This is a genomic window from Hymenobacter sp. BT730, assembly GCF_030542105.1.
Classification (GTDB): Bacteria; Bacteroidota; Bacteroidia; order Cytophagales; family Hymenobacteraceae; genus Hymenobacter.
Window position 1 is genome coordinate 16,965 of record NZ_JAUOFB010000008.1, and the last position, 18,605, is coordinate 35,569.

The 18,605-nt window shown below is 55.5% G+C and carries 16 protein-coding genes; 11 read left to right on the plus strand and 5 right to left on the minus strand.

Annotated elements, in window-relative coordinates; genetic code table 11:
* The first annotated feature begins 39 nt into the window (after positions 1–39).
* On the plus strand, positions 40–1,839 hold the full coding sequence (locus tag Q4G72_RS16165; RefSeq protein ID WP_303312465.1) for an ABC transporter ATP-binding protein: 1,800 nt from the start codon (positions 40–42) through the stop codon (positions 1,837–1,839).
* 21 nt (positions 1,840–1,860) lie between these two features.
* On the opposite strand, the gene Q4G72_RS16170 is transcribed toward Q4G72_RS16165, so the two are convergent.
* Positions 1,861–3,846, minus strand: a complete 1,986-nt coding sequence (locus tag Q4G72_RS16170; RefSeq protein WP_303312466.1) for a T9SS type A sorting domain-containing protein — start codon at positions 3,844–3,846, stop codon at positions 1,861–1,863.
* A gap of 251 nt (positions 3,847–4,097) precedes the next feature.
* Here Q4G72_RS16170 and Q4G72_RS16175 point away from each other — a divergent pair, with 251 nt between their 5' ends.
* From Q4G72_RS16175 to Q4G72_RS16185, 3 genes are all read left to right on the plus strand, one after another.
* Positions 4,098–4,973 (plus strand): M48 family metalloprotease, encoded by an 876-nt coding sequence (locus Q4G72_RS16175; protein WP_303312467.1) that lies wholly within the window; start codon positions 4,098–4,100, stop codon positions 4,971–4,973.
* A gap of 127 nt (positions 4,974–5,100) precedes the next feature.
* The gene (locus tag Q4G72_RS16180) at positions 5,101–5,925 is read left to right on the plus strand and encodes an Fpg/Nei family DNA glycosylase (protein ID WP_303312468.1); all 825 of its coding nucleotides are present in this window, start codon (positions 5,101–5,103) and stop codon (positions 5,923–5,925) included.
* A gap of 297 nt (positions 5,926–6,222) precedes the next feature.
* On the plus strand, positions 6,223–6,726 hold the full coding sequence (locus Q4G72_RS16185; RefSeq protein WP_303312469.1) for a DUF5004 domain-containing protein: 504 nt from the start codon (positions 6,223–6,225) through the stop codon (positions 6,724–6,726).
* Positions 6,727–6,832: 106 nt separating this feature from the next.
* Here Q4G72_RS16185 and Q4G72_RS16190 read toward each other — a convergent pair whose 3' ends face one another.
* Positions 6,833–7,867 carry an SDR family NAD(P)-dependent oxidoreductase gene (locus Q4G72_RS16190; RefSeq protein WP_303312470.1) on the minus strand — a complete coding sequence of 345 codons (1,035 nt, stop codon included), beginning with the start codon at positions 7,865–7,867 and terminating at the stop codon, positions 6,833–6,835.
* Between the two features lie 183 nt (positions 7,868–8,050).
* On the opposite strand from Q4G72_RS16190, the gene Q4G72_RS16195 reads away from it, so the two are divergent.
* A complete protein-coding gene (locus Q4G72_RS16195; RefSeq protein ID WP_303312471.1) occupies positions 8,051–8,554 on the plus strand; it encodes a DUF4890 domain-containing protein in 504 nt (167 codons plus the stop codon).
* Between the two features lie 69 nt (positions 8,555–8,623).
* Here Q4G72_RS16195 and Q4G72_RS16200 read toward each other — a convergent pair whose 3' ends face one another.
* Positions 8,624–9,388 carry a sulfite exporter TauE/SafE family protein gene (locus Q4G72_RS16200; RefSeq protein WP_303312472.1) on the minus strand — a complete coding sequence of 255 codons (765 nt, stop codon included), beginning with the start codon at positions 9,386–9,388 and terminating at the stop codon, positions 8,624–8,626.
* Positions 9,389–9,532: 144 nt separating this feature from the next.
* Here Q4G72_RS16200 and Q4G72_RS16205 point away from each other — a divergent pair, with 144 nt between their 5' ends.
* From Q4G72_RS16205 to Q4G72_RS16230, 6 genes are all read left to right on the plus strand, one after another.
* Complete coding sequence (locus Q4G72_RS16205; RefSeq protein ID WP_303312473.1) at positions 9,533–10,573, plus strand: LLM class flavin-dependent oxidoreductase; 1,041 nt, start codon at positions 9,533–9,535, stop codon at positions 10,571–10,573.
* 220 nt (positions 10,574–10,793) lie between these two features.
* On the plus strand, positions 10,794–13,340 hold the full coding sequence (locus Q4G72_RS16210) for a TonB-dependent receptor (RefSeq protein WP_303312474.1): 2,547 nt from the start codon (positions 10,794–10,796) through the stop codon (positions 13,338–13,340).
* Between the two features lie 97 nt (positions 13,341–13,437).
* A complete protein-coding gene (locus Q4G72_RS16215) occupies positions 13,438–14,667 on the plus strand; it encodes a PepSY-associated TM helix domain-containing protein (protein ID WP_303312475.1) in 1,230 nt (409 codons plus the stop codon).
* A 115-nt stretch (positions 14,668–14,782) separates the two neighbouring features.
* Positions 14,783–15,796 (plus strand): bile acid:sodium symporter family protein, encoded by a 1,014-nt coding sequence (locus tag Q4G72_RS16220; RefSeq protein WP_303312476.1) that lies wholly within the window; start codon positions 14,783–14,785, stop codon positions 15,794–15,796.
* Positions 15,797–15,897: 101 nt separating this feature from the next.
* Positions 15,898–16,356: an ankyrin repeat domain-containing protein gene (locus tag Q4G72_RS16225; RefSeq protein WP_303312477.1), complete on the plus strand. Its 459-nt coding sequence runs from the start codon at positions 15,898–15,900 to the stop codon at positions 16,354–16,356.
* Positions 16,357–16,469: 113 nt separating this feature from the next.
* The gene (locus tag Q4G72_RS16230; RefSeq protein ID WP_303312478.1) at positions 16,470–17,330 is read left to right on the plus strand and encodes a hypothetical protein; all 861 of its coding nucleotides are present in this window, start codon (positions 16,470–16,472) and stop codon (positions 17,328–17,330) included.
* A gap of 71 nt (positions 17,331–17,401) precedes the next feature.
* On the opposite strand, the gene Q4G72_RS16235 is transcribed toward Q4G72_RS16230, so the two are convergent.
* A complete protein-coding gene (locus Q4G72_RS16235) occupies positions 17,402–18,109 on the minus strand; it encodes a dienelactone hydrolase family protein (protein ID WP_303312479.1) in 708 nt (235 codons plus the stop codon).
* A gap of 120 nt (positions 18,110–18,229) precedes the next feature.
* Entirely contained in the window at positions 18,230–18,589 is a 360-nt protein-coding gene (locus Q4G72_RS16240) for a hypothetical protein (RefSeq protein WP_303312480.1), read from the minus strand.
* Between the last annotated feature and the right edge of the window lie 16 nt (positions 18,590–18,605).

Consider the following 18,605-nt stretch of genomic DNA (forward strand, 5'->3'; position numbering starts at 1 on the left):
GTTGGTATCTTACCTCGCGCACTAAGGCGCTCCTCCCGCATGAAACTACTTTACGGATACCTCCGGCAATATTGGGGGCTGCTGGCCCTGGCCCTGTTGCTGGCGGCCGTCAACCAGATATTCTCTCTGCTAGACCCCTACATTTTCCGGCAAATCATTGACCGGCACGTGGTAAAGCAAAACGGCACGCTGCACAACCTATCCTTTTGGGCGTTTCTGGGCGGCGGGGCCGGTATACTTATCCTGAAAGCCATGGGCGTGGCCATGGTTTCGCGCATCGCCAAAAACTTTCAGGACTATTACGTCAACGTCATTACGCAGCGGCTGGGCGCGCAGCTGTACTCCGATGGCCTGCGTCACTCCCTGGAGCTGCCGTATCAGGTATTTGAAGATCAGCGCTCCGGCGAAACCCTGGGCAAGCTCCAGAAAGTGCGCTCCGATGTAGAGAAGCTCATTCAGAGCTTTGTGAACGTGCTCTTTATTTCCCTGGTAGGCATTGTGTTCGTGGTGTGGTACGCCATTAGCGTGTACTGGCCTATTGCGGCGGTGTATTTCCTCACCATCCCGCTGCTGGGCTCTTTGAGTCTGGTGCTGAGCCGCCGCATTAAGGTGATTCAGAAAACCATTGTGGCCGAAACCACCGCCCTGGCCGGCTCCACCACCGAAAGCCTGCGCAACATTGAGCTGATCAAAAGCCTGGGGCTGGCTCAGCAGGAAACCGAGCGCCTTAATGCCACCACGGATAAGATTCTGAAGCTGGAGCTGAAAAAGGTGCGCTACCTGCGCTCCTTGTCGTTTGTGCAGGGTACGTTTGTGAACCTGATGCGCAATGTAATTCTGCTGATGCTCCTGTTCCTGGTAGTACAGCAGATTATTACCGTGGGCGAGTTCTTCTCCTTCTTTATTTACTCGTTTGCCATTTTCGGGCCGCTGCAGGAAATCGGCAGCATCATCAATATATACCGCGAAACGGAAGCCTCCCTGGCCAACTTCCAGTTGATTCTGGAGACGCCCAAGGAAGTGAAGCCACAGCACCCCAAGGTGATTCAGCAGATTGAGACGCTGGCGTTTGATGAGGTGCGCTTTAAGCATTTGTCGGCTACGGCGCCCGCGCTGGATGGCATTTCCTTTACCACCAGGCTGGGTGAAACCATTGCCTTTGTTGGCCCCTCGGGCTCGGGCAAAACCACATTGGTGAAGTTGCTGGTAGGTTTGTACCCGCCGGCAGCCGGGCGAATTCTTTACAACGGTATTCCGGGCCCGGAGCTGGACCTGGACGCGCTACGGGAACAGATTGGCTTTGTAACCCAGGACACGCAGCTTTTTGCGGGTACCATTCGGGAGAACCTGCGCTTTGTGGCGCCCAATGCCACTGATGCTGAATGCCTGCGTGCCCTGCACCAAGCTGCTGCCGACTCCCTCCTGGCCCGGGCCCCACATGGCCTGGACACCGTTATTGGCGAAGGTGGCGTGAAGGTATCGGGTGGTGAAAAGCAGCGCCTGAGCATTGCCCGCGCTTTGCTGCGCCACCCCACTCTATTGGTGTTTGATGAAGCTACTTCGGCTCTGGATTCCCTGACGGAAGAAGAAATCAGCCAAACGGTTCGGGAGCTGTCGGGCTCGCGCCAGCACATTACCATTCTCATTGCCCACCGCCTCAGCACCATCCTGCACGCAGACCGCATCTTTGTGCTGGAGCGCGGCGTTATTGCCGAGCAGGGCCGCCACCAAGAGTTGCTGGCTCAGAAGGGCTTGTACTACGCCATGTGGCGGCAGCAGATTGGGGAGCGGCCGGCACCCACCCCGGTGGCCCCGGTCCGGAAAGTGGCTTCGGTTTAGTTTAAGAGCAGACGGGTTTGCTTACTGCTTTAACAGGCGAATATGCTTGCTTTGGCCGGAACTGGTCCACTCCAGCAGATAGAGGCCGGGCTGCTCTATCAGCTCCAGGTCTAGGGTGGATTGATTGTCGGGCACTTTCAAAGTCCGCATCAGGCGGCCTGTGAGGTCATACAGCCGCAAAACCCCATCTGTTGCTGGTGGTATATTTACCTGTACATGCCGGGAAGCAGGGTTTGGATAAGCTTGCAGGGTAATGGGAGGCGGAAGCGGTTCACAGACAGCTACCGTGGAGTATTGCCAGGTATCATCTAAATCCAGCAAACGTAGCCGGTAGTAGCGCTGCCTGGTCAATGCCTGAGGGTCGTGCCATGTATAGATATGCGGCTCCAGGCTGTTCCCCTGGGCACTTATTCTGGTTACTTCCTGCCAGCCAGCGCTTAGATGCGGGGCCGCTGTGCTTTCAATGATGAAGGCTTTACTGTTTACCTCGGTAGCCGTGCGCCAGCGCAACTGTGCCCCATCCCAGGTGGGCGTTGCACTAAAATGCGTCAGGGTAACGGGCAGAGAAATGGCAGGTGCCAGGGTGTAGGCAGTAAAGCTGCAGGAAACGGCCGAAAGGCTGTAGTTTATTTCCGCCGTTGCGCCTGCCAGATCATTCTTCGGGCTTAAGGTTCGGGCAGTGGTACCAGTCTGCAGCTGAAAATGCATCACGGCGCCGGGCTGAATGATATGCCCTAACAGCAAACCGTGTCCCAGCTCATGCAGGGCCACCGATTCAAAATCGTTCTGACTACTGCCCGGAGCGGCGGAAGCAAAGTTCCAGACTTGCTCTTCATCAAAAATGTAATCGGTGCCCGAGAGTACCCAATGCAGATTGCCAGTACCATCAAAGCACCCCTGGTAGTAGGTGTAGGCAGTGCCCAACACTCCGGCCGGCAGCTCCTGCGCATCATCAAACCCTACAATATTGACCTGATCATCGGCGGGCATGTTTACTGCCGTAGCCGGGCCCGCGGCCCAATTGGCTCCTACGCCGTTCTGCCACAAAACCTGGGCCCGCTGGAATGCCAGATGGGCCGGACTGGCAGCAAACCGATTGGTATACTGCAAGGTATAGCCACCCTGGGGATTGGTCCCAACTAATGCGGCCTGATACGGATCATTATTGTACGTCAGGTTGCCGATGGCATAGTCAATGGTAAGATTGGTGGTGCTGGTGCCCGTTTCGCCATTATTGTTACGCACCTGAATGGAGCCCGTACCCGCCACGCCCGGTGCTCCGGCCGAAGAAACCCGCACCCGAATTTCCGTATCCGACCAGCTGATATACTCTGTGGGCAATGGATTCATGTAGGAAGCTCCGCCCACATTTGCGTTACGAAAGCCTACCGCACCTGTCCCCCTGGCACTGCCAAAGCCGGAACCCTGTATGGTGAGCACCGAGCCGGTACCCGCGGTTGTGGTGGCGGGGCTAAAGGAAGTGATAACGGGGGCAGCCGTAGGGCGGGCTGCTCGGGCCCGCTGGTTAGTAAGCGCCGCATTGGGCCGCACCACGCGCCACTTGGTGCCTGTCCGGGCTTGCAGAGCGGGATACACCTCCCGCTCAATTGACTTATAGCTGCTAAAAGGCTCCGTAGCACTACCGGCAGCTGTATCATACACAATAAACCCTTGCGGGCCAGCTATTAGCTCGTACGTATTGGGGTGTTCCAGGGAAGGAGTCAACAGAAAAACGCCTTGCATTCCTGAGGTAAGTAATGGTGTAGTACTTACCTCCTCGCGGCGTATACCCAGAATCCCCCCGGTTGTAGACAGCACCACTTTTCCGGGCGGCAGCTCTCCCCGGAATACTTTATACACTTCCAGTTCGTTCAGGGTATACAGGTGGTGGTTACCTAACTCCGTGTGCTGAGAAATCAGCTGGGCTTCTATAATAAGGGAGGCCAGTTGCACCCGTTTATCCAGCGGTACCGGGGTTAGCATACAGGCAACCTGTGCCTGGGCCATATCGCTCAGAAATAAGAGTATTACGATTGCCAGTATCGTGATGCACTGCTTCCTTACCCATTTTGTTGGCTGCATGACGTACTAGTATAGCGAAGTAAAACTTTCAGATCAGTGCTTTTGAAACTCCACTAAAGCCTCGGTTTCCGGGCACTATTTTTTAAGAATTTCACTGAAATTACCCTTGCAAACAAACATACACTTTCGGCAGGATTGTTGCCATTGCATGTTTTCAACCTGAATATCATTTTCTTATGAACCAACTCCGCTTCTTCCGCCGCTATGCTGGCTTATGGCTGGCCGGTTGGCTTCTGCTGCCGGCAGCTGCCCAGGCTCAGTCTGTGGCGGGAGGCCAGCACAATATTTTACAGGAAATTACGGACGTAGTGGGGCTCAAGCCTCGCTTTGATTTACGCGCTACTACCGAGGTGCAGAATGCTGCCGCCGTGGTGTATAACGGGCACCGCTACCTGCTCTATAATCCGCAGTTTGTAGCCGCCGTAAACCGCGCCGGCCGCACCGACTGGGCTGGCATCAGCATACTTGCTCACGAAATAGGGCACCACCTGAACGGGCATACGCTGCGGGCAGGTGGCTCTCAGCCTGCCGATGAGTTGGAGGCTGATGAATTCTCCGGGTTTGTACTGCGCAAAATGGGCGCCAGCCTGGCCGAAGCCCAGGCAGCTATGGCGGTAGTAGCCGAAGATGCCCCAACTATGACGCACCCTGGCCGTAGCAACCGCCTGCGCTCTATTGGTGAAGGCTGGCAGCGCGCTAACCAGCAGATTGCGGCCAGCACCCGTACCAGTGCACCTTCTGCCCGACCAGCCATGATGGCCAGCCGCCCGGCACCGCAGACCCGGCCCTCAGCGGCTCCGGTGAGTTTAGTAGGCCGCATTACGTTTCGGGACAACCCCACCGAGCCCTATTATGTCACTAACCGCCTGAACGTCATCCGCGTCGGCAACGACCACACACCGGAGGTAATTGGCCGCCTCACTCGCTCCGATAGCCGCGAATTTCCATTTGTGCTGGTAGATGGTCAGCAACGCCGCCTGTACGTGAGCGACTCCGGGCGCATTTATAATGCCCGCGGCCAGCAGGTAGGCATGGTCTCCGACCCTTCATAGGCATTCTAAATAAGTACGAAAAAGCCGGCCTCTTCTCTAAGGGGCCGGCTTTTTCGTATCCAGAACCTGCAGGTAGCTGATTTGACGGCTACCCTTTTGGTTCACTCCCGCTTTTCTCATTCTCTATATGCCTGAACTTCCCGAAGTAGAAACCTACCGCCGCCTGCTGGAAGAACTGCTGGTATCCCAATCCATTGTGGCTTTTGAAGTGCTGGATGCACACGTATTAGCTACCCCCGAGGAGGAACTACGCCAGGCCTTGGTAGGCAGCACTGTAACCGACACAAGCCGTTTAGGGAAAAACTGCTTTCTGGAGCTCTCTACCGGCCAATTGCTGGTGCTGCACTTCGGTATGACTGGTGACATAGGCGCTTACCGCCACGACCACGACCGGCCACGTTTCACGCGGGTAGCTCTGCACCTGAATAATGACCTGCGCGTTGCCTTTATCGACCCGCGCAAATTTGGGCGTATCCGACTGGCATCCAGCATTCAGGCTTTTCAAACAGAGAAAAAGCTGGGCCCTGATGCTCTAGACATCACGGCCGAAGAGCTACAGCAGCGGCTGGGCATGCGTAAACAGGCTATTAAGCCCTTATTGCTCCAACAGAATATTGCGGCAGGCTTGGGGAACTGGATTGTAGATGAGGTACTATTTCAGGCTCGTATTCATCCGGAGAGACCAGCAAATTCTTTATCAATTGAACATTTTGGTGCCTTGTATAACGCTGTTCAGCTGGTACTTACCACTGCTATCCGCCATGAGGCAGTATATCGATACTTCCCTGCCTCTTTTTTAATCCATGCCCGCGAATGGGATAATTCTCCTACACCGGAAACTGCAAATCACCTAAATTGTCCTATTCATAAAGAAGCAGTTATTGAAAAAACCTATGTTGGCGGAAGGGCTACTTATACTTGCCCGCTCTGCCAGCCTCGTTATAACCAATAGAATAGTGTAAAATTATGTCGCAAAAAAGGGTCATTTTGCGCAGTTAGCTCACTATTTATGGCCTTAACGCACTGATAAATACAATATTACTCCGTTTGTAATTTTCCTGATATAATCTTTCAATTATTGTCTTTTACCGATATCAATCAAATAATTGTTTTTACATTTGTGACAGGCAACACAGCTAAGGATGTGGACTTTGCCGCGTTTGAGGTTGAAATGTAGTTGTTGATTTGGTAGCCAGGCTACCACCGCGCACTGTCACTTAATTCATTTACTTACCAAAGCTTACTGTACATGAACAAATTGCCCCTTTTCCTGAGCTTGGCCCTGGGCCTAACGACCCTGGCATCCTGTGAGAAAGAGACTGTTGAAGTAGAGAATCCAGCTCAGAATAAGGCCGCTGCCGCTGCCACTTCGCTTACCGCTTCTTTGCCCGGCGCCGCCTGGCACCTCACCGACATGACGTCGAGTGTTGTTTTACCCGGAAACAACCAGGTTTCCACCACCAGCATGTTCGCCCGTCTGAAGCCCAGCCTGCGCGATAACCAGATCCAATACCAGGATGGTGGTCAGTACCTTGAAAACGAAGGCCAGCTGAAACAGGACGAAGATGCTCCTCAGCAAAGCACCGGCACCTGGAAACTGAATGAGAAAGGTGATTCGCTAACCATCACCATTGGTCAGGGTGCCCGTAGCTACGCCGTAGCCGAGCTCACTGCTACCTCCCTGCGCCTGCGTAGCACGCAAAATGTATCCGGCGGAGCTTCCGTAACCACTACCTCGGTTTTCTCCCGCTAATCCGTCATTATTGCCCGTTTGATGAACGTGGCAAGCAAAACGCCCGGCCGATTTGGCTGGGCGTTTTAGTGTATAAACCTTTCCGGAACCTTGTACTTGAGTACGATTAAGTTGCCGGGGAAATTTCATTGTTCTGCCGGGCAGCTTTGCGGGTGAGAGTTGTGAGCGGAGACTGGCTGACTTCTGACTCACTTTCGTAACCGCGGCGCCGTTCGTCGCCTACCTCCCCGGTAGGGCCGGGCAAGGTTCGGTTCACCCAGCTCAGGACATCGGCAGTAGTGCCAGGAAACAGGCCATGAAAGGCTGATAGCAGCTTGGCAGGTAGCCCCAGAATCACTTCAGCGTCGCCACGGCGGCAAGCGTTCCAAATCTGGCGGGCGGCCATAGTAGCATCCATAGAGAGAACTGGCAGCGAATCCGCTACCACAAACCAGGCATACTCCTTCTGGTGCTGGCCTTTTACCAGCGCATGGCGGGGGCTGCCGGTGCGCATCAGCCCCGGGCACACAGTAGTCACCTTAATACCATATTGCAGCAATTCAGACCGGAAGCCTTCGGAGAGGCCTACCAGGGCAAACTTGCTGGCACTATAGGGCACCAGGTGGGGTACCGCTACCTTACCGCCTACCGAGGCTATATTCACAATGCGGCCTTCGCCCCGGCGGCGCATAGAGGGCAACACCGCCTGCATGGCATGCAGCGGCGCCCAGAAATGGATATTCAGGGAATCTTCGTATTCGCTGATGTCCATATGATCGAGCGGACCACCCGTGATAATACCGGCGTTGTTCACCAGCACCTCAATAGACCCCAGCTGCTCCTCAACCTCCGCTACCAGCGTACGCACGTCGGCAGCATCGGACAGGTCCCGCACCAGAGCCAGTACTTCGGCCCCGTTGGCAGCCAGCTCCTGGCGGGCGCGCTCCAGCTCGTCGGGGTCTCGGGCACAAATGGCTACTTTGGCGCCTTCGGCCACGGCCTGGCGGGCCAGCAATAGGCCCAGCCCGCGCGAACCACCCGTAATCAGGACCACTCGCCCGTTGAGTTCGAAGGAGCCGCGGCGGTTGCTCCAGAGGGCGGCAGCGACCAGCACCCCTGCTCCCGCAGCCGCCAGCCAGTTATTTCGGGTTTCTCGCTTCATACAGCTTGTAAGCGAAGCGCAGGGCAAAGGTTACAGCCAGTGTCTTTTTTTCAGGATGATGCATAAATTCGTCCGCCGGCTGCGTTATAGCGCCGTTCACTGGGAACTGGCATCATATTTACGGTACCGTTTGCCGGAGCAGGCTTTTTGCTACTCCCCTCCTTACTTCTGTCTTCATTTGCTATGTATAAGCTTCTTGTTGCCTTCTCCGCCGCCGCACTTTTTTCTGCGCCTCTGACGCTTCAGGCCCAAACCGTTTCCAGTAAAACCAAAGTAAAAACCGCGGCGGGCACTACTAAAACCAAGGAAAGCGCACCTGCTCCTGCCGCCCGGCCAACTCCTGCCCCACCCACGGCCAAGGTGGAAGAGCGCGCCTCAGCCCTGACTGCTAACATGCAAAAAGCACTGGGTCTTACGCCGCAGCAAACCGAAAAGGTGCAGCAGATTAACCTTACCAGCGTGCGCAACGTGGAAACCGTGCGGCTGAAATACCGCAGCGACCTGCGCAAAATGGCAGCGCTGATTGATGACATTGGTCAGTCGCGCCTCTCTTCCCTAAAAGATGTGCTGACGCCACAGCAGTTTGACCGGTATCAGCGCAAGCGCGAAGAGAAAATGGGCGTGCCCAACGTTACCGGTACTCAAGGCACACCGGCACCCGGGCTGCCGGGTAACTACGGAGAGTAGTTCAACCTAAACCTTAAAAAGCCCCTTACACGAGCGTGTAAGGGGCTTTTTTTACTGGAGGTAATAGGCTTAACCTTGCCAGGTTTCATAGCCCAGCTTGAGAATAATCCCGCTTACCACTACCAGGAAAAGGACCCGTACAAACCCGGTGCCGCGCTGCAGGGCCACCTTAGCCCCCAACGTAGAGCCTAACATATTACAGGCAGCCATGGGCAGGGCCACGTGGTACAAAATCTGGTCAGTAAAGGCAAAATAAACCAGGCTGGCCAGGTTGGTGGCCACGTTGACCAGCTTGGCAGAGGCAGAGGCGGACAGGAAATCGTAGCCGAACAGCCCAACAAAGCCAAACAACAGAAAGCTGCCGGTTCCAGGCCCGAAGAAACCATCGTAGAAGCCCAGGCACACGCCCATGAGCAGGCCCATAACTACCTCCCGCCGGGGGGAGAGCCGGGGAGCGTGCAGCGCGCCGAAGTCTTTCCGCCAAAAAGTATAGATACCAATAACCACGAGCATACCCAGCACCAAGGGCCGCAGCATGGCCGCCGGCAGCTGGCTTACAACCCGCGCGCCCAGAAATGAAAACACGGCCGCCGTGGCCGCAGCCGCCCCTACGGCCTGCCACCGCATGGGCACCCGCCCGGCGTAGCGCCGCAGTGCGGCCGCTGTACCCGCCAGCGACGAGACTTTGCCCGTACCTAATATAGTAGGCACCGGCACGCCCTTAAGTAACAGCAGCATGGCGGGTAGCTGAATCAGGCCGCCGCCGCCCACCACAGAATCGACGAAACCAGCCAGAAAGGCAAAAAGGCAAAGGGCAATCAGAGTCGTTGTCATACTAGCCGACGAAGATAACGGCCCTACCCTTCTGTGATGTAAAAAGATTAGAGAGAAGCTCTGATTCACCCTTTCCGCCAAAGGGGGCGTACTGCAGGCTAACTCTTCGCCGGGCTTTTGGTTATAGAGAGTAAATATCTGATTATGTCCTTATCAACTCTTCAACTGAGCATTCTGGATCAGTCGCCGGTACCGCAGGGGCGCACCCCGCGCGAGGCGCTGCTGCATACCATTGAGCTGGCCCAACTGGCCGACCGCCTCGGCTATACCCGTTTCTGGGTTTCAGAGCACCACAATACCAATACCCTGGCCGGTTCTGCCCCCGAGGTGCTGCTGGCCCGGCTGGGAGCAGAAACCAAGCGTATCCGGTTGGGCTCAGGTGGCGTTATGCTACCGCACTATTCAGCGCTGAAGGTAGCCGAAACCTTCCGGCTGCTGGAAACGCTCTATCCCGGCCGTATTGATCTGGGTATTGGGCGCGCCCCTGGCTCCGACCGGATTACGGCGCATGCCCTGAATCCGCATAATACCTTTCGCGACGAAGATTTTGCCGAGCAATTGATGGATTTGCGGGCGTATCTGCGGGATGAAGTGGTGGAAGATACCATTCATGCCAAAGTAAAAGCGGCCCCGTTCACGGATACCGTGCCTGAGTTGTGGCTGCTAAGCTCCAGCGGACAAAGTGGCTTGTTTGCCGCTCATGTGGGTGCGGCCTTTTCATTTGCGCACTTCATTAACCCCAACGGTGGGCCTAACATGGTACGCGTGTACCGGGAGCGGTTCCGGCCGTCGCCGGAGCTGGCCGCCCCTCAGGCTAATGTGGCCGTGTTTGTGGCCTGCGCCGATACGGAAAGCCACGCGCAGAAGCTGGCCGATAATCTGGCCCTGCAGATGCTGAAGCTCGAAACAGGTCAGTTCACTCCCATTGGCCCCGTAGATGAAGTGGATGTAACCCATTTTTCTGCCGATTTGCAGGCCCGCCTCGCCTACCATCATACACGCATTGTGAGTGGCACCCCCGACAAGGTAAAAGCCGAGCTAACCACCCTGGCGGCGGCTTACGAAGTGCCGGAAGTGGTGGCCGTCTCCATTATGCATAGTTATGAAGACCGGCTGCGCTCCTATGAGCTTCTGGCCGAGGCCTTCGCCCTGAACCCGGTACAACAAATACTGGCGGAACAGTAAAAAGCTGGCTGTTTCACTTTTGATGAGGCCTTTTAGAGGCAGTACCTAACGGGTGCTGCCTCTTTTTATGCATCTACCTACCCGAAAACCAGCTGTTTCCTATATAGGTCCGTTGGTTATTTAAAATTATTCCAAACACTATTTTGAATCTATCTAAATAGCGCCGAGCTTTGCATTGTTTTGAAAGAATCCAAATAACCGATTCACTTCTCACTGCGCTATGACCCGACGCTTTCCGCTGCTGCTCCTGCTTTCGTTGCCCTTCGCCTCGCTGGCCAATCCTCACCTGGCCAATCCGGCTTCATCGGCCTCATGCACAGAAAAGCGCACCGATGACGACAATGTGCAGCGGGGTCGGGTAGCAGGTCGGGTTACTACGGCAGCCGGACAACCACTGGAAGGAGTGACGGTGGCCTTGAAAGGCACTATCTACGGAGCCACTACTGATGCACATGGGAGCTTCCGGTTCTCGGCACCTGCCGGGGCGTATCAGCTGGTTATTAGCAACATTGGCTTTGGCACCCAAGAGCAAAACGTGCAGATTACGGCCGGTGAAACGGTAAGCTTGCCAGCTATTACACTGTCAGTTACAGATCAGCAGCTGGCCGGAGTTACGGTTATCAGCAACCGCAGCCAGAATGAGAAACCTACCCTTGTAGGCAAAATGCCCATTCGGCCCCTGGACCTGCCACAGAGCGTGGTAACTGTAAATCAGCAAACCCTGGAACAGCAACAGGTACTGCGCCTAAGTGACGCCATTGTGAATGTGAGCGGCATTTACGTGACCAGCACCACGGGCGGTACCCAGGAAGAGCTGGGCAGCCGGGGCTTTGCCTATGGCTCCAATAACACCTTTAAGAATGGGGTTCGCTTCAATAATGGCATTATCCCCGAAGCCAGCTCACTGGAAAGCATTGAAGTACTGAAAGGCAGCACTGCCATTTTGTATGGCAACGTGGCGGCCGGCGGCGTACTGAACCTGGTAACGAAAAAGCCGCAGTTTGAGCAGGGTGGCTCCCTGGGCCTGCGCGTTGGCTCCTTTGGCTTCTGGAAACCTATGGTGGACGTATATGGCGCCGTGGGAACCAGCGAAAAAGTAGCCTACCGCCTCAACACTACCTATGAGCGCAGCAACAGCTACCGCGACGAGGTGAAATCGAACCGCTTCTACGTAAACCCCTCTTTGCTCTTTAAGCTGACGCCGAAAACTACATTGGTGGTGGAAGGCGACTACCTGCGCGACAACCGCACGCCGGACTTTGGCATCGGGGCTATTGACTATGTAATTCAGGACTCGCGCAGCCGCTTCCTGAATGTGGCCGGGGCCAGCAATGCCACCAACCAAACCAGCACCACGGCTACGCTGACCAGCCACCTCAATGAATCCTGGCAGATTAGAGCAGTGGGTGGTTTTCAGCGCTATGACAACGAGCTGCGCTCCGCAACCCGACCCACTGCCATCAACAACGGCACTATGCCGGAGGTAAAAAGCACCAAGACGCCCGCCCACCCCAAAGCCAGCTTGTACGGCGACTGGGGCCGCAGCCTGCAGCGCACCGAAACCACGGAGAACTACTACCTGGCCCAGCTGGATCTGACAGGCAACCTGCACACCGGCACTCTAAACCACACCCTTCTGGTGGGCGCCGATGCCGACCAGTATCAGACCAACGCGCTGACCTATATTTCGCAGGCCTACGACTCAGTGAATATTCTGGACCGCAGCAAGGTGCTGGGTCAGCCCGATAAGCGCGTCAGCAGCTTTGAGGACCTGAAGCAGAACATCCGCACGCTGGGCAATACCCGCCGGGCCGGTTTCTATGTGCAGGATCTGTTGAGCATCAGCGAGAAGCTCAAAGTACTGGCCGGCCTGCGCTGGAGCTATCAGGAAACGCCTTCTGACGTGTATACCTACACGGCTTCCGGGACTAAGGTGGTAGAAAACCGCCGCTTTGATAATGCATTTTCACCCCGCCTGGGCCTGGTATACCAGCCTATTAAAACCACGGCGCTGTTTGTTTCCTACTCCAACTCCTTCCAGCCTAATACCGGGGTAGAGGTTAGCGGTAAGGCCTTGGCACCTTCCACCTTCGACCAGTATGAAGTAGGCGTAAAGAATGACTTGTTCCACGGGGCGCTTTCAGCTAACCTGACGGCCTACCGCATTGTGAACAGCAACCTGGCCCAGACTTATCTGGGTCCGATTACGGCGGCTGATGGCACTACAACCAACAACCTCAATACCAACATCAAGGAAATGGCAGGTGAGGTAACCAGCAAAGGGCTGGAAGTAGATGTGCAAAGCAAGCCTTATCTGGGCTGGTCGGCCATTGCGGGCTATAGCTACAACCATACCGCCTACACCAATAGCAACATCTACGACAAAGGCAGCCGCCTGCGCTACAACCCCGCGCACACCGCCAACCTGAGCCTGTTCTACAACTTCCAGGAATCCTTCCTGAAGGGACTGACCGCCGGTTTTACCACCTACTATGTGGGCGATAAACTGGCCGGCCGCAACAGCCGCAAGTATGACCCCACCACGGGCCTGCCCTGGACGGATGCCAAGCCCGAAACGTTCCGGCTGATTGCCGTGCCGGACTACGTGCTTTTTGATGCCTCGCTGGGCTACACCTATAACCGGGTATCCATGCGCGTGAAGATGGCCAACCTGCTGAATGAGTTGAGCTACAACCTGCACGACGACAACAGTGTGAACCCCATTGCTCCCCGCAACTTCTCGGCTACGCTGAGCTATAAGCTGTAATTGTTTTTGATTTGAGTGAAGCTAAAACCCGGCAGGAGGCCAGCTGCAACTGGTTTCTGCCGGGTTTTTCACTAGCGGTGCCTCCTACTTCTATCCAATGAAAATCTTCTTCCGCAACATTCACCTGTACCTCAGCCTCGTGTCGGGGTTGATTATTGCCGTGGTATGCCTTACGGGGGCTATTCTGGTATTCGAGAAGGAGTTGGAGCAGGCCTGGCACCCGGAGCGTTACTATGTAACGGCACCGGCCGGCACAGCCGCCCTGCAACCACTGGCCCGGCTTTCAGAAGCTGTGCAGGCCTACAAGCCGGGCGCCGCTATTACCGGCGTAAAGGTATACGCCGACCCGGCACGTACTGTAGAATTCAGCCTGGCTGCCGCACCCGGCGCGGAACGAAAAGAGGGTAACCAGCGCCCCGCCGAAGGTGCCTCCGAGAAAAAAGATGGAAAGCCTAAAGAAAAGGGCGGCGCAAAAGGTGGCGGTGAAGGCGGAGGGGGACCCAAGGTTTTTGTGAATCCCTATACGGCCGCCGTAACAGGCGAGCTGAACTACCGCGAAACCATTTTCTTCACCGTAATGGCCCTGCACCGTGGCATGGTGGGCGGCGCCATAGGCAAGCTGGTAGTAGGTATTAGCACGGTTATGTTCCTGTTCATTATTGGAACGGGGTTGGTGCTGTGGTGGCCAGCCACGCGTAAGGCAGTTAACCAGCGGCTACAAGTAAAATGGAGCGGCGGCTGGAAACGGCTGAATCATGACCTGCACATTGTACTGGGTTTTTACTCGGCGCTGTTTCTTTTTGTGTTTGCCTTTACCGGGTTGGCCTGGTCGTTTGAGTGGTTCAATAAAGGCATTTACGCCGTAACCAGCTCCCCTATGCAGCGCCCGGAGCCGCCGGTTTCGGCTACTACCGCTACTGCGCAAGGGCTTACGGCCGATGCGGCACTGGCCCGGGCCCGGGAATTGGCGCCTGCGGCCGTGTCTTATGCCTTGCAGCTGCCAAAAGACGCCACAGGCAGCATCCGTATTGCTACCCTTAAACCTAACGCTGCCTTCGAAAACGCTACGGACGAAGTGTTTTTAGATCAGTACAGTGGCCAGGTATTGCAGCAGCAAACTTATGAGCAGCGCAACCTGGGCCAACGCGTGCGGGGAATGTTCAAGCCAATTCATACGGGGGCTGTTTTTGGCTGGCCCTCCAAAATCATCGGTCTGGTTACCTGCGTGCTGGGCTTCACTTTTCCCGTTACGGGCACTATCATGTGGCTCAACCGCCTGCGTAAGCAACGGCGCAAGGCGCGTAAGCCGGTGCGCATAGCGGGCTAAAAGCAGCCTGGGTTGTACTGAAGCTCCGCTTAGGTGGCAGAAAGCAGAATCCATGAGTAGCTTGCCGGCTCTGAAGGTGCCTGCTGGTGCTGGATGAACCTACTGTACTTTGCTTATGACTGTTTCTGCTGCCGGGCGCCTGGGTGCCTTGCTTGCCCGCCTGGGTATTGACTGGTTTTTGTTAGGATTGCTAGGCGCGGTAGCGCTGGCCTATGCTTTTCCCGAGTTGGGGAGTAAAGCCAGTCCCCTGCCCTGGCGCAGCATTACCACGGTAGGCATCAGCCTGATTTTCTTTTTCTATGGCCTCCGCCTTAGCCCCGATAAGTTGCGGGCAGGCATGCGTAACTGGCGGCTGCATCTTCTCATTCAGGCCACTACATTTCTGTTGTTTCCAATACTGGCCCTGGCGGTGCGGCCGCTGTTTGGCTCTTCTGAAACCAGCCAGCTGCTGTGGCAAAGCATCTTTTTTCTCTGTACGCTGCCTTCCACGGTTTCTACGTCGGTGGTGATGGTATCCATGGCTGGGGGCAACATTCCGGCGGCCATTTTCAATGCTACCTTATCCGGCTTGCTGGGTATTGTGGCCACACCGCTCTGGACGGGCCTGGTGCTGCACACGGCTACTGGTAGCGCGGCCCTCAGCGGCCTGGCGCTGGACTTATTAGTGCAAGTAGTGCTGCCTGTACTGGCCGGGGTGGTGCTGCACCGCTGGCTGGGCGCCTGGGCCGAGCAGCACCGCCTGCGCCTGCGCACCTCCGACCAAATCATTATCCTGCTACTGGTTTTTACTTCGTTTAGTGAGTCGTTTGCGCAGGGCATATTCCGTAGTTATGGCCTGATGGATGTAGTGCTGCTGGCCGCCGGCATGCTCGCCCTTTTTCTAGTAGTATTTGGCAACATCGGCCTCATTTGCCGAGCAATGCTTTTGCCTCGTCCCGACCAACTGACGGCCTTATTCTGCGGTTCCAAAAAGTCGTTGGTGCATGGCAGCGTAATGGCGGCTATCCTGTTTCCCAATATGGCTGCTACGGGGGCCCTGCTTCTGCCGCTTATGCTCTACCATGCCCTACAGATTTTGGCCGCCAGCGTGCTGGCGCAGCGCGCAGCGCGGCAAGGAGCCATTATCTAAATAAGTTAATCAGCCTATTTTTATTACACTTCCTTACCTCACTATCGGCCTTTTAGCTACATTTGAGGCTTGTTATATTCCTAAAATCACTTGTTCCCGGCATGAGAAAAGTCTTTCTTCTTTTCGCCTTATTTATTGGCATTCTTGGCACCGTTTCAGCTCAGTCTACTACCAAAGAGTTGTTCACTGCCGTTCTAAAAAATAAACCCGCTGACGTTGAGACGCTGCTGGCCAACGGCGCTGATCCAAACGGCACGGTGGAAATGATTCCAGGCTTCCCAACGAACTGCCTCATTATTGCTGCGGGCAACAACCGCCTGGAGATTGTAAAGACGCTGGTGCAGCACAAAGCCCAAGTGAATCAAACGGATAACTTCAAAGCCACGGCCCTAATGGCTGCTGCGGGCAAAGGCAACAAAGAAATTGTGGAATTTCTGCTGGCCAACGGTGCCGATGTAAAAGTGAAAGATGAGGACGGGAAAGATGCTTTGGCAGCAGCCAAAGAAAGTGGCAATGCACAGGTTATTATGCTGATTGAGCAAAAGCTGAAGGCGAGCTAATTCCTTCTCTATTCTCGAGGTTCGCGGGGCGGGGTATCACATTTTCATGTGATACCCCGCCCTTCGTTATTTATGCAATTTGTCCTGCTGTACGCTTGCTATCCTCTGCTGCTATGAAACTTGGTATTGCGCTGCTCCTGGCCATTCTGACTGGGGCTACGGTGGCGCCGGCTCAAAACCTGGCCCCTACCCCCTGCGACCAGCAGCTGGTAGGATATGCCAAGCCTCTGCCCGCAAAGCCTACCTGGACCTACACCCGCACCTTGCCTGCGGGAGGCAGTGTGTACTATTTTGGAGCAGAGCACTCCCAAAATGCCTCTCACGAGCAATTCAGCCGCATCAAAAAAGCTTTTGCAGAAGCGAAGCCAACCGTTGTGCTCTTTGAGGGGCCTAACCGGGGTATCGACTCTACCGAGACTGGCACTATCACTAAGTTTGGCGAATCGGGGTATGTGCGCTATCTGGCCAGGCAGCAAAATGTGCGGGTAGAGTCCCTGGAAAACCCGGTAGCGGAATATCAGCACCTAAAAACCAAGTTCGATCTGGAACAGCTTAAGCTGTTTTATCTGCTGCGCGAAGCTCAGCGGTTGCGCACCCGCACCCAAGCCACACCCGGGCAAATTACCAAAGCCATAGAAGTACTGCTAACTAAGAGCGCCCAGATGCTGCCCGGCTCCGATCAGGTCATCCGGACGGTGCCGGAATTAGAAGCCGCCTACCAGAAATATTGGCCCGAAGGCGGGAATTGGTGGGAAGCGCCTGCTGCCTGGTTCGACCCAATGGCCACTTCGGCCAGCACCGGTGGCAAGTTCACCAACGATATTAATCGGGCTTCCAGCGAGTTTCGCAACCTGTACATGTACCGTCTCATTGCCGACAATGCCCGCGCCGGCCAACGGGTATTTGCCGTAGTGGGCCGCAACCACGTGCCCGCCCAGGCACCAGCCATTGACTGTGCTTTGTCGGCGAAATAACGTGCTCCTCTAAAACACCAATGCCCCGTCAGGCTCTTGGCGGGGCATTGGTATTTATCATAAGTTGCGGCTTAACCCAATTTTTCGCGGAAGAAGGCCAGCGTTAGTGCCCAGGCTTCCTGGGCAGCCTGCGGGTGGTAGCTGGGCCGCTCGTCGCAGTGAAAGCCGTGGTCGGCGTAGGAAATAACGGTGTTGATGTAGGGCTTGCCTGCTGCCTCTACGGCTTCCAGCACTTGGGCAATCTGCTCTTTGGAGATGTGCGCGTCCAGCCCGCCCCAGAAAAAGAGGTGCGGAGCAGCCAGGTCTTGGGCATATTTGGTCAGCTGATGCGTGCCGCCACCGTAGTAGGATACCCCGGCCGCCAGAGGCAGCACGGCATTGGCCAGAAATGCTACCCGGCCACCCAGGCAGAAACCAATGCTCCCAATTTTATCGACTACTACTGTATCCTGTGCCTGTAGCCAGGCATGGCTGGCCTGCAAATCAGCCGTGAGGCCTTCATTAGTGATGGCGCCGTAATGCGGAATGGCGGAGGTGAAATTATTATACGCAAACTCCTGCCCTGGCTTGGCGGTGCGGTGGTAGATTTCCGGCGCAATTACTACATAGCCGGCCTCCGCCAGCCGGTCAGCCACGCTGCGGATGTGGTGGTTTACCCCAAAGGCTTCCTGACAAAGAATAATGCCCGGGTGCGGCCCCTGGGAAGCAGGGAAGGCTGTATAGGCGTTTAGATTGGTGTTATCGGAGGCAGTGAGAGTTACGGCGTTGGGGTAGCTCATGCAGAGGAGGATTTAAAAAAGTTTAGCAAGCAAACGATGAGGCAGCCGCAATGTTTAGCTATTGCCTAAATCCTGTTTCTTCAGCTTTCACACAAAAAGCACCGGTCAGCTTAAATCTGCCTAGCGGTTCATGAGCAGGAAGAGCAGATTGTGATACAGAATGCCCTCTGAGCCATTGTACATGCCCGCCAGTCCGGCTTCCTCCATTATTTCCTCCACTTCTTCGTAATCCCGCAGAAAATCAATTTCTACTTCCTTCGAATTCTCATCCATTTGGGTGTGGGTGAGGTAGCGGCGGGGCTCTTCCAGCGTCACAAACAGCTTCTGATCATAGGTTTGGGCAATGAGCAGGGCGTCGCAGCGGCGGCCGGTATCTCCTTCCTCATCCTCGTCGTACTCATTTTGGGCGCTCTGGACATACACAGTGGTTTTTTCATCGGAGGCGGCGTGCAGAAAGAAGGTGGCGCTATCAAGGCTCATGGGGCGGGAGAAAAAG